This window comes from Pseudonocardia sp. SID8383 (genome assembly GCF_009864975.1).
Taxonomy (GTDB): Bacteria; Actinomycetota; Actinomycetes; order Mycobacteriales; family Pseudonocardiaceae; genus Pseudonocardia; species Pseudonocardia alni.
This window is the reverse complement of sequence record NZ_WWFY01000076.1, coordinates 1-11000: the sequence shown is the minus strand read 5'-3', so window position 1 is coordinate 11000 and position 11000 is coordinate 1. Positions and strand designations below refer to the sequence as shown.

At 74.0% G+C, this 11000-nt stretch carries 11 protein-coding genes and 1 pseudogene; 5 read left to right on the top strand and 7 right to left on the bottom strand.

Translation table 11 applies throughout. From position 1 onward, the window contains the following. A pseudogene (locus GTW08_RS30880) lies at window positions 1-244 on the bottom strand (hypothetical protein); the annotation flags it as partial. Window positions 245-533: 289 nt separating this feature from the next. On the opposite strand from GTW08_RS30880, the gene GTW08_RS01835 reads away from it, so the two are divergent. The 4 genes from GTW08_RS01835 to GTW08_RS01820 all read left to right on the top strand — a co-directional run bounded on the left by GTW08_RS01835 (window position 534) and on the right by GTW08_RS01820 (window position 3430). After that, on the top strand, window positions 534-974 hold the full coding sequence (locus tag GTW08_RS01835) for a Fur family transcriptional regulator (RefSeq protein WP_083658651.1): 441 nt from the start codon (window positions 534-536) through the stop codon (window positions 972-974). Then, window positions 971-2098 (top strand): YgfZ/GcvT domain-containing protein, encoded by a 1128-nt coding sequence (locus tag GTW08_RS01830; protein WP_073575836.1) that lies wholly within the window; start codon window positions 971-973, stop codon window positions 2096-2098. Before GTW08_RS01835 ends, GTW08_RS01830 begins: the two co-directional genes overlap by 4 nt. Before the next feature lie 219 nt (window positions 2099-2317). Then, entirely contained in the window at window positions 2318-2521 is a 204-nt protein-coding gene (locus GTW08_RS01825; protein WP_062399683.1) for a DUF3073 domain-containing protein, read from the top strand. Window positions 2522-2686: 165 nt separating this feature from the next. Next, window positions 2687-3430, top strand: a complete 744-nt coding sequence (locus tag GTW08_RS01820) for an NUDIX hydrolase (protein ID WP_161151306.1) — start codon at window positions 2687-2689, stop codon at window positions 3428-3430. 22 nt (window positions 3431-3452) lie between these two features. Here the strand turns inward: GTW08_RS01820 and purM are convergent, their stop codons facing one another. From purM to purS, 6 genes are all read right to left on the bottom strand, one after another. Then, window positions 3453-4550 carry a phosphoribosylformylglycinamidine cyclo-ligase gene (purM, locus tag GTW08_RS01815; protein WP_073575834.1) on the bottom strand — a complete coding sequence of 366 codons (1098 nt, stop codon included), beginning with the start codon at window positions 4548-4550 and terminating at the stop codon, window positions 3453-3455. A 43-nt stretch (window positions 4551-4593) separates the two neighbouring features. Next, window positions 4594-6069, bottom strand: coding sequence for an amidophosphoribosyltransferase (gene purF / locus GTW08_RS01810; RefSeq protein ID WP_304580127.1), 1476 nt, complete (start codon window positions 6067-6069; stop codon window positions 4594-4596). Between the two features lie 230 nt (window positions 6070-6299). Next, on the bottom strand, window positions 6300-6638 hold the full coding sequence (locus tag GTW08_RS01805; RefSeq protein WP_073575832.1) for a sterol carrier family protein: 339 nt from the start codon (window positions 6636-6638) through the stop codon (window positions 6300-6302). Further along, complete coding sequence (gene purL / locus GTW08_RS01800; protein ID WP_073575831.1) at window positions 6638-8944, bottom strand: phosphoribosylformylglycinamidine synthase subunit PurL; 2307 nt, start codon at window positions 8942-8944, stop codon at window positions 6638-6640. The genes GTW08_RS01805 and purL overlap by 1 nt, the downstream gene beginning before the upstream one ends. 154 nt (window positions 8945-9098) lie before the next feature. Then, window positions 9099-9773: a phosphoribosylformylglycinamidine synthase subunit PurQ gene (gene purQ, locus GTW08_RS01795; RefSeq protein WP_073575830.1), complete on the bottom strand. Its 675-nt coding sequence runs from the start codon at window positions 9771-9773 to the stop codon at window positions 9099-9101. Then, window positions 9770-10003: a phosphoribosylformylglycinamidine synthase subunit PurS gene (gene purS, locus GTW08_RS01790; RefSeq protein ID WP_062399665.1), complete on the bottom strand. Its 234-nt coding sequence runs from the start codon at window positions 10001-10003 to the stop codon at window positions 9770-9772. Before purS ends, purQ begins: the two co-directional genes overlap by 4 nt. 60 nt (window positions 10004-10063) lie before the next feature. Here purS and GTW08_RS01785 point away from each other — a divergent pair. Further along, a partial coding sequence (locus GTW08_RS01785) for an NAD-dependent epimerase/dehydratase family protein (protein ID WP_161151305.1) occupies window positions 10064-11000 on the top strand: 937 nt, incomplete at its 3' end.

The window sequence follows — 11000 nt, the reverse complement described above, 5'->3', positions numbered from 1 at the left end:
GCCCCGGACGCGGTGCCGGACGCGGCGGCCCGCCGGCCGGACCGGCGGCGAACCCGCCGGGCGGCGGCACCGGCATCGGCGGCGGCATCGGCCGGCTCCGCAGTGCGTCGATGTCCGCGCGCATCCGGCCCATGAGCCGCTGCATCTGGACGATGTGCTCGTCCACCTGCCGACGGTCGTAGCCGCGGAGAACGACGTCGAACCGCGGGGAACCGCCCGGGCGGTCCGCCCCGTCTGCCGTCATCGCCTCTCCTCAGGTCGTCGACATGGGTGCCCTCGGAGGGCACGTACGAGGTCGGCGGACCGACGGTTCGGCGCGACCTCGCCGGTCAGGGTAGTCACGACGACGGGGTCGCGGCGAACCACGCAGCGTGCAACGGTCGTCCGTCGGCGTGGCGGGGCCCGCGACGGACGGTTCCGTGACACGATGTGCGGTCACCGTCCTCGTGGCCCGAGCCTACCGGGCCGTACCGAATACCATCGGCGGCGTGGACAGCACACTGAAGGGCACGTTGCACCGGCGTGGGCTCCGGATGACCCCTCAACGCCAGCTCGTGCTGGACGCGGTCCGGGAGCTGGGGCACGCGACACCCGAGCAGGTGTGCAGCCGGGTCCAGGCGACGGCACCGGCGGTGAACATCACGACGGTGTACCGGACGCTGGACCTGCTCGAGGAGCTCGGCGTCGTCCGGCACGCCCATCTCGGGCACGGTGCACCGACCTACTCCGAGCACCAGCACCGCCACGTCCACCTCGTCTGCCACCACTGCGGCCGGGTGGACGAGGCGCCGACCGAGCTGCTCTCCGATGTGGCGAGTCGCACGCTCGCCGACCTGGGCTTCCACCTGGACGCGACGCACGTGGCACTGTCCGGCACGTGCGTCGACTGTGCGCACGACGACGAGGACTCCGCCGACGGAGCCCCCGAGCAGGACGACACGGCGCCCCAGGAGGGCGCGGAGGGAGACCGGTGACCGTTCCCGGATCCGAGCAGGACCCCGACACCACCGACAACGCCGAGGACACGACCCCCGACCCGGACGACGTCGTCGCCGCGCACCACGGCGACCCGCCGGCCGAGCAGCGGGCGATGGCCCGCTCCGCCGCCGTCGTCGACCGCGGGCACCGCGAGGTGCTGGCGGTGACCGGCGAGGAGCGGCTGTCCTGGCTGCACCTGCTGCTCACCCAGCACGTCAGCGAGCTGCCGCCCGGCACCGGCACCGAGGCCCTGGTGCTCGACGCGCAGGGCCGGGTGCTGCACCACATGGCCGTCGCGTCGTCGGCGGACACGGTCTGGCTCGACACCGAGCCCGGCGAAGGCGCAGCACTGCTCGACTACCTGGCGAAGATGGTGTTCTGGTCGAAGGTCGAGCCGCGTGACGTCACCGCCGAGCTGGCGGTGCTGTCGGTCGTCGGTCCGCAGACCCCGGCCGTGCTCGCCGCGGCGGGACTGCCGGTGCCCGATGCACCGAACGGCGTCACGGCCCTGCCGGACGGCGGGTTCGTGCGACGGATGCCGTGGCCGGGCCGGGACGCGGCGGACGTCGTCGTCCCCCGCGGGACGAAGGACGCCCGCTGGGCGGACCTCACCGCGGCCGGGGCGCGGGCCGCCGGGACGATCGCGTTCGAGGCGCTGCGGGTGGAGTCGCGCGCACCGCGCCTGCACCGCGACACCGACGACCGCACCATCCCGCACGAGGTCGGCTGGATCGGCTCCGCCGTGCACCTGACCAAGGGCTGCTACCGGGGCCAGGAGACCGTCGCCCGGGTCGCGAACCTGGGGCGCCCGCCCCGGCGCACGGTGCTGCTGATGCTCGACGCCGGCGACGAGGACCTGCCGCACACGGGCGACCCGGTGGTGCGCGACGGCCGCACGGTCGGCCGTGTGGGCACGGTCGTCCAGCACCACGAGCTGGGCCCGGTGGCGCTCGCGCTGCTCAAGCGGTCGGTTCCGGTGGACGCCGAGCTGACCGCGGGCGTCGACGACCGGGTCTCCCCCGCGACGATCGACCCGGACTCCTACGAGCCGGACCCGGACACCCCGCCGCCGGGCCGCGCGGCCCGGGAACGGACGGGTGGCGCTGCGCGTCGCGGATGACGCGCAGCCCGGCCGGACCACCGTGGGGCGGCCACCGGCTGAACACGCGGGCCCCGCGCCGGTCCGGGGCCGGGCCCGCCTGTGACGACGGCGGTGCCGCGTCGCATGTTCCGGGGTGAGCAGGGTACGGTTGTTTTCACGACATTGATGAGACGAGAGGGGCCGCCGGGTCGTGCGCAATGACCGGCCGCCCCTTCCCTGTTGTAAGGGGGACCTGCCATGGGGCGTGGACGAGCCAAGGCCAAGCAGACGAAGGTGGCCCGTGAGCTCAAGTACAGCTCCCCTTCTATGGATCTCGACGCCTTGCAGCGGGAGATCGGTAGCGCGACGGCGGTGACTACCGACAGCCGCGAGGACGACTACGGCGAGTACGACGACCTCGCCGCCAAGTACAACGACGAGGACGACGACCCTCGCCGTTGACGGCCACCCCGGCGCCCGGCCCTCCGTCGTGACACGGCGGCCCGGGCGCCGCGGCACGTGTCGACCCGGGCGGTTTCCCCCGGCCGGTCGGATAGGGCAAGATCATGACCAGTCTCCTGTGGGAGGCTTGGTCACCGATCCCGTCACCTCCGAGGTGTTCAGCAGATGCGCGGCAACCTGTTCGCGGTCGCCGTCAACCTCGTCGTGCTGACCGTGCGGTCGGACCGTCTGCACGTGCTGCTCATCGAGCGGGGCGAGCCCCCGTTCCTCGGGCACTGGGCCCTTCCCGGTGGTTTCGTCCGCCCGGAGGAGGACCTCGTGCACACCGCCAGCCGGCGGTTGGGCGAGGAGACCGGGGCCGACACCGGCAGTGCCGTGTGCGGGCACCTCGAGCAGCTGGCGAGCTACGCCGCACCCGACCGCGATCCCCGCGGCCGGGTCCTGTCCGTGGGGTACCTCGCGCTGCTGCCGGACATGCCGGAGCCGACACCGGGTGGCGGGGCCACCGCGTCCGCGTGGTGCGCCGTCGACGACGTGCGGCCGCTGGCGTTCGACCACCAGCGCATCCTCGCCGACGGCGTGGAGCGGGCGAAGTCGAAGCTCGAGTACACGACGCTCGCCGTCTCGTTCTGCCCGGACGAGTTCACGGTGACCGACCTGCGCCGGGTCTACGAGGCCGTCTGGGGGACCTCCCTGGACCCGCGCAACTTCCAGCGCAAGGTGACCTCCACCGACGGCTTCCTCGTGCCGACGACGACGCTGGTCACCGGCGGTCGCGGGCGGCCGCCCCGGTTGTTCCGCCGCGGCCCGGCGACGGCGCTGCACCCGCCGATGCTGCGTGAGTCGCACCGCGCCGGGAGCCGGCAGCCCGCGTCGCACGACGCGGAGCTGCATCACTCCTTCGAGTGAGAGCAGACGGCGCGGGACCGCCTCAGAAGCGGGGGTGCTCCCCCCGCAGCTGCACCCGGGCGCCGAGCTCGCCGGAACCGGCACCGTCGACGTCGCCGATCCGGCCGACCTCGCCCAGGATCCAGGCGGGCACGTGCCGGGCGGTGAGGACGGCGAGGGCGCGGTCGACGTCCTCGGGCGGCAGCACCGCGACCATCCCGACGCCCATGTTGAACGTCTTCTCCATCTCCGCGCGCTCGACCCGGCCGCGGGACTGGATCAGCTTGAAGATCGGGGCCGGGGTCCAGGAGCCGCGCTCCACGGTGGCTGCGAGGCCCTCGGGCAGCACCCGCTCCAGGTTGCGGGCCAGCCCGCCGCCGGTGATGTGGGAGAACGTCCGCACGCCGGTCTCGGCGGTGATCGCCAGGCAGTCCTTGGCGTAGATCCGGGTCGGGACGAGCAGCTCCTCGCCGAGGGAGTGGTCGAACTCCTCCAGCTCACCGGCCAGCGGCAGCCGGGCGATGTCGAGCAGCACGTGGCGGGCCAGGGAGTAACCGTTGGAGTGCAGCCCGGAGGAGCCGAGCGCGACCAGCACGTCGCCGGGGCGGACGCGCTCGGGCCGCAGCATCTTCTCGGCGTCGACGACACCGACACCGGTGGCGGAGAGGTCGTAGGCGCCCTCCTCCATCAGCCCGGGGTGCTCGGCGGTCTCGCCGCCGAGCAGCGCGCAGCCCGCGGTCTGGCAGCCCTCGGCGATGCCGCGGACGATCGTCGCGACCTGGTCGGGGACGATCTTGCCGATGGCGATGTAGTCCTGCAGGAACAGCGGCTCCGCCCCGCAGACGACCAGGTCGTCGACGACCATCGCGACGAGGTCCTGGCCGATGGTGTCGTGCTTGTCCATCGCCTGCGCGATCGCGACCTTGGTCCCGACGCCGTCGGTGGAGGCGGCCAGGACCGGCTCGGAGTACTTGCCGAACTTCGCCGCGAACAGGCCGGCGAAGCCGCCGATGCCGCCGCGCACCTCGGGCCGGGTGGCCTTCTCGGCGAACGGACGGAAACGCTCGACCGCCTGCTCCCCCGCGTCGATGTCCACCCCCGCGGAGGCGTAGCTGGCGGGGCCGGGCTCGGTCGAGGGCATGCGAGGTCTCTCCAGGTCGGGACGGGGTCGTGATCGGGTGCTGCTACGGGCGGGTCAGTGCCTCTCCGGCACCGTATCCGACGGACAGCGGGCCGGGATCGCCAGAGGCGGCGCCGGACGCCGTCGGCTCCGGGACGTCCTCGAGCAGGTGCTTGCCGAGCTGGGCCTCCTCCGGCAGCGGGATCGGGTAGTCCCCGTCGAAGCAGGCGCAGCACAGCCGCGAGCGCGGCTGCTCGGAGGCGGCGACCATCTGCTCGACCGAGACGTAGCCGAGGCTGTCCGAGCCGATCGAGCGTCGGACGCCCTCGGTGTCGGCGCCGTTGGCGATCAGCTCGGCCCGGCTGGCGAAGTCGATGCCGTAGAAGCAGGGCCAGCGCACGGGCGGCGAGGCGATCCGCACGTGCACCTCGAGGGCGCCGGCCTCGCGCAGCATCCGCACCAGTGCGCGCTGGGTGTTGCCGCGGACGATCGAGTCGTCGACGACGACCAGCCGCTTGCCGCGGATGACGTTGCGCAGCGGGTTCAGCTTCAGCCGGATGCCGAGCTGGCGGATGGTCTGGCTGGGCTGGATGAAGGTGCGCCCGACGTAGGCGTTCTTCACCAGGCCCTGGCCGTAGGGGATGCCGGAGCCCTGGGCGTAGCCGATCGCGGCCGGGGTGCCGGACTCCGGGACCGGGATGACCAGGTCGGCCTCGACCGGGTGCTCCTCGGCGAGCCGGCGGCCGATCTCCACCCGGGTGTCGTAGACCGAGCGGCCGGCGATGGTGGTGTCCGGTCGCGCCAGGTAGACGTACTCGAACACGCAGCCCTTCGGCTCCGGGGCGGCGAAGCGCTGGCTGCGGATGCCGTCGGCGTCGATCGCGATGAGCTCGCCCGGCTCGACCTCGCGGACGAACGAGGCGCCGACGATGTCCAGCGCCGCCGTCTCCGACGCGACGACCCAGCCGCGCTCCAGGCGGCCCAGGACCAGCGGGCGGACGCCCTGGGGGTCGCGGGCGGCGTAGAGGGTGCTCTCGTCGGCGAAGGTCAGCGAGAACGCGCCGCGCAGCCGCGGCAGCAGCCGCATCGCGGCCTCGTAGACGCCGAGGTCCGCGGCGCCCGCGGCCAGCAGCTCGGTGAGCAGGTCGGAGTCGGTGGTCGCGCGCAACCCGGACCGCTTGCGGTTCTCCAGCTTCGCGACGTCCTCGCGCAGCTCGGCGGTGTTCACCAGGTTGCCGTTGTGACCCAGCGCCAGGCCGGAGCCCGCGGCCGTGGTGCGGAACGTCGGCTGGGCGTTCTCCCAGGTCGTCGCACCGGTCGTCGAGTAGCGGCAGTGGCCGACGGCGAGGTGCCCGCGCAGCGAGGACAGCGTCTGCTCGTCGAACACCTGGCTGACCAGGCCGAGGTCCTTGAACACCACGGTGCGGCGGCCGTCGGACACGGCGATGCCGGCGGCCTCCTGGCCGCGGTGCTGCAGCGCGTAGAGGCCATAGTAGGTCATCTTCGCGACGTCCTCGCCGGGGGCCCAGACGCCGAACACACCGCACTCCTCGCGGGGTCCTTGCTCGTCGGGCTCGGCGGCGGGGGGTGCGACGGGGGTGAGGGAGAGGGTTCGTTCAGGGCTGACGTGCTCGTTCCGGACGGAACTCAACGCGGCGCTCCTCGGCTGGCGGCGTACCGGGACCAGGGGACGACTGTACGCCCCGAGATCACGTCTCCCCAGGTACGGGGACAGGGGTCACGTCGGAGTCGCACACCGCACCCGTCCGGTCACGGCGTGCGGAGCGGCAGGAACGCGGCGATCTCGCCGGCCCGCGACCCGGACGCCGACACCCGCCCGGCGGCGAGCGCGTCGTCCCAGCTCAGGCGGCCGACGGCGAGCGCGATCCAGGTCCGCGGGTCGGCCTCGACGACGTTCGGCGGGGTGCCGCGGGTGTGCCGCGGCCCCTCGACGCACTGCACCGCACCGAACGGCGGGACCCGTACCTCGACGCTGCGGCCCGGCGCGCGCCGGGCCAGCTCGTCGAGCGACGCCTTCACCGCCGACTTCCGTGTCGCCCGGTCCGGCTCGACCCCGTCGTCGACCCAGTCCAGGAGGACGTCGGACATCAGACCGAGACGGCGCCGAACCGCGCCGGGAGCGTGCCCTCCCAGGCGGCGCGCAGCTCGTCGAGCGCCAGCGTGCCGAGGGCGTCGCCCAGGTCGAGGACGTCGCCGCCGGTCTCGCCGAGCCGCAGCGCCGGGACACCGGCCTCGGCCGCGCGGGCCAGGAACGCCTCGGCGCCGTCGGCGGGCACGGTGACCAGCACCCGTCCGGCGGACTCGGCGAACAGCGCGGTGAACGAGTCCTCGTGCACCCCGGCCAGGTCGACGCGGGCGCCCCGGCCCCCGGCGAGCGCGGCCTCGACCAGTCCCTGGGCGAGGCCGCCGTCGGACAGGTCGTGGCTGCCGGTCAGCGCCCGGTCCGCGGCCGCGGCGGCGAGGAGCTGCGCGAGGCGCCGCTCGTGCTCCAGGTCGACGGCGGGCGGCCGTCCGCCGAGGTGCCCGTGCACCTCGTGCGCCCACTCCGACCCGCCGAACTCGGCGGCGGTGGTGCCGAGCAGGACGACCGTGTCGCCGTCGGCGCCGGCGAACCCGGACCGGACCGCGGTGGTGACGTCGTCGATCACGCCGAGCACGCCGACGACCGGGGTCGGCAGGATCGCCGTCGTGCCGGTCTGGTTGTAGAAGCTGACGTTGCCGCCGGTGACCGGGGTGCCCAGCACCGCGCAGCCGTCGGCGAGACCGCGCACGGCCTGCTCGAACTGCCACATGACGTGCGGGTCCTCCGGAGAGCCGAAGTTCAGGCAGTCGGTGACGGCGAGCGGCACGGCGCCGGAGGTCGCGACGTTGCGGTAGGCCTCGGCCAGCGCGAGCTGCGCGCCGACGTACGGGTCGAGCGCCACGAAGCGGGCGTTGCAGTCGGTGGCGACGGCGATGCCGCGGCCGGTGGACTCGTCGACCTGCACGACCCCGGAGTCGGCGCCGTGCGCGGCGACGGTGTTGCCGCGCACGTAGCGGTCGTACTGGTCGGTGACCCACGAGCGGGACGCGAGGTTCGGGGCGGCGGCCATCCGCAGGATCTCCGCACGCAGCTCGGACGGGGTCTCCGGGCGGGGCAGCATCTCCGGCGAGTCCGCGTTCAGCGCGTCCTGCTTCGCGTCGTCGCGGGCGACCGGGCGGGTGTAGACCGGGCCCTCGTGGGCGACCGTGCGCGGCGGCACGTCGACGACGGTCTCGCCCTGGGAGGTGATCACCAGGCGGTCGCCGTCGGTGACCTCGCCGATCACGGTGGCGATGGTGTCCCACTTGCGGCAGACGGCGAGGAAGGCCTCGACGTTCTCCGGGGTGACGACCGCGCACATCCGCTCCTGGGACTCCGAGGAGAGGATCTCGGCGGCGGTCATGCCGGTGGCGCGCAGCGGGACGGCGTCGAGGTCGACGTGCATGCCGCCGTCACCGGCGGAGGCGAGCTCGGAGGTCGCGCAGGACAGCCCGGCGCCGCCGAGGTCCTGGATGCCGACGACGAGCCCGGCCGCGAACAGCTCCAGGCAGCACTCGATGAGGACCTTCTCGGTGAACGGGTCGCCGACCTGGACGCTCGGGAGCTTCTTCCGCCCGGTGCCGCCGCCGGCGGAGTCGAAGGTCTCCGACGCCAGCACGGACACGCCGCCGATGCCGTCGAGGCCGGTCGTCGCACCGAACAGGATGATCTTGTTGCCGGTGCCGGAGGCGAACGCGAGGTGCAGGTCCTCGGTCTTCAGCGCCCCCACGCACAGGGCGTTGACCAGCGGGTTCCCCGCGTAGGACGGGTCGAAGACGACCTCGCCCGCGACGTTCGGCAGGCCGAGGCAGTTCCCGTAGCCGCCGACGCCGGCGACGATGCCGGGCAGCACCCGCCCGGTGTCGTCGGCGTCGAGCGGACCGAACCGCAGCGGGTCGCCGACGGCGATCGGGCGCGCGCCCATGGCCATGATGTCGCGGACGATGCCGCCGACACCGGTCGCCGCCCCCTGGTAGGGCTCGACGTAGGACGGGTGGTTGTGCGACTCGACCTTGAAGGTGACCGCCCAGCCGTCGCCGACGGACACGACGCCCGCGTTCTCGCCGATCCCGGCGAGCATCGTCGAGCGCATCTGTTCGGTGGTGGTCTCACCGAAGTAGCGCAGGTGGACCTTGGAGGACTTGTAGGAGCAGTGCTCGCTCCACATCACCGAGTACATCGCCAGCTCGGCGTCGGTGGGCCGGCGGCCGAGGATCTCCCGGATCCGGACGTACTCGTCGTCCTTGAGCCCCAGCTCCCGGAAGGGCTGCGGCTGCTCCGGAGTGGCCTCGGCGTGCTTGACGGAATCGACCGGCACCTGGGACTGCGTCACGGGACCAGGGTAGACGGGGCTCCCCCGCCCGCGTCCCCGCACGGTGCCGGGGCCCACAGGCGGGGTTCCCCACAGCAGGTCACGGACCGAGGACGACGACGGCCCGGCCCGCGGTCCACGGGGACCGCCGGCCGGGCCGGACGTCGTGCGCGGGTCAGGCGGTGACGCGGGCCAGCACCGAGGTGAACAGGCCGAGCCCGTCGGCCGACGGGCCGGTCAGCGCACTGGTCGCGTGCTCGGGGTGCGGCATGAGACCGACGACGTTCCCGGCCGCGTTGGTCACACCGGCGATGCCGCGGGTCGAGCCGTTCGGGGCCGGGTCGCGGTAGCGGAACACCACGCGGCCCTCGCCATCGAGCTCGTCGAGGGTCGCGGCGTCGGCGACGTAGCGGCCCTCCTGCGACTTGAGCGGGATCAGCAGCTCGTCGCCCGCGGCGTAGTCACGCGTCCAGGCCGTGCCGGCGTTCTCCACCGTGAGCACCAGGTCGCGGCACAGGAAGTGCATCCCGGCGTTCGCGACGAGCGCGCCGGGGAGCAGGTGCGCCTCGCAGAGGATCTGGAATCCGTTGCAGATGCCGAGCACCGGCAGACCGCGCCCGGCGCCCGCCACGACCTCGGTCATGATCGGCGCCAGGCTCGCGATCGCGCCGGCGCGCAGGTAGTCGCCGTAGGAGAACCCACCCGGCACGACGACGGCGTCCACGCCCTGCAGATCGTGGTCGCCGTGCCACAGCGGGACGGCCTCGGCGCCGGCGCGGCGGACCGCGCGGGCGGCGTCGACGTCGTCCAGGGTGCCCGGGAAGGTGATCACACCGATACGGGTGCTCACAGCCGGGTCACCGTCCAGTCCTCGATCACCGGGTTCGCCAGCAGCGAGCCGGCGAGCCGGTGCAGGGTCTCGTCGTCGATGCCGTCGGACACCTCGAGCTCGAAGTGCTTGCCCTGCCGCACCCCGCTCACGCCGGACACTCCGATCCGGTCGAGCGCCCGGGTCACGGCCTGACCCTGCACGTCGAGGATCTCGGGCTTGGGCATCACGTCCACCACCACTCTGGCCACGGGGTCAGCCTACGGTGAACAGGGGCGACGGCTCGACGTGCGTGCCCTCACCATCGGCCCATGAGGATCCTCGTCCTGGGTGGCACGGTCTTCCTCTCCCGCGCGGTCGCCGCGGCCGCGCTCGCTGCGGGCCATCCGGTGACCTGCGTGTCCCGTGGTGTCTCCGGGCCGCCGCCGGACGGCGCGGAGGCGGTGACGGCGGACCGGTCCCGGCCCGGGGCGCTGGCCGCGGCGCTGCACGGGCGCACGTTCGACGCCGTCGTGGACGTCGCGACGATGTCCGCGCCGTGGGTCCGCGACGCCCTCGACGCGCTGCACGGCCGGTTCGGGCACTGGACCTTCGTCTCCTCGATCAACGCCTACGTCGACCCGTCGCTGCGCGGCGGGACCGTGACGCAGCCGACCCTGGCACCGCTGCACGACCAGCCCGACCAGGACCTCACGAACCGGGACCCGGGTGTCTACGGCGCCGCGAAGGTCGCGAGCGAACAGGCCGTGCGGGAGCGGGCGGGCGACCGGGCGCACGTGGTGCGCGGCGGGCTGATGTGCGGGCACGGCGACCTGTCCGACCGCTACGGCTACTGGGCGGACCGGTTCGCCCGCGGCGGCCGGGTGGTCGTCCCGGACGTGCCCGCCCAGCCGATGCAGCTCGTCGACGTCGACGACCTCGCCGCCTGGATCGTGGCCCGCGCCGCCGACGGCACCACCGGCACCCACGACGGCGCAGGCCAGCGGTCCACCCTGGACCGGGTGCTCACAGGGACCGCCGACGCCGTGGGCGCCGACGACCTGGAGCTCGTCCGGGTCCCGGAGCGGACGCTGGCCGAGCAGGACGTGGCGTTCGGGGCCGGTCCGCGGTCGCTGCCGCTGTGGCTGCCGGAGTCCCTCTGGGGCATGGTCGACCGGGACGTCACCACGACGTCCGCCGCCGGTCCGGCGGCTCGCCCACTCGCCGACACCGCCCGCGCCGCGCTGGCGTGGGAGCGCGGGCTCGGCG

Excerpts from the sequence above, each read along its gene's own strand:
- GTW08_RS01820 (WP_161151306.1), top strand. The coding sequence starts at position 2,687 with ATGCGCGGCAACCTGTTCGCGGTCGCCGTCAACCTCGTCGTGCTGACC.
- GTW08_RS01805 (WP_073575832.1), bottom strand. The coding sequence starts at position 6,638 with ATGTCCGACGTCCTCCTGGACTGGGTCGACGACGGGGTCGAGCCGGAC.
- GTW08_RS01825 (WP_062399683.1), top strand. The coding sequence starts at position 2,318 with ATGGGGCGTGGACGAGCCAAGGCCAAGCAGACGAAGGTGGCCCGTGAG.
- purM (WP_073575834.1), bottom strand. The coding sequence starts at position 4,550 with ATGCCCTCGACCGAGCCCGGCCCCGCCAGCTACGCCTCCGCGGGGGTG.
- GTW08_RS01835 (WP_083658651.1), top strand. The coding sequence starts at position 534 with ATGACCCCTCAACGCCAGCTCGTGCTGGACGCGGTCCGGGAGCTGGGG.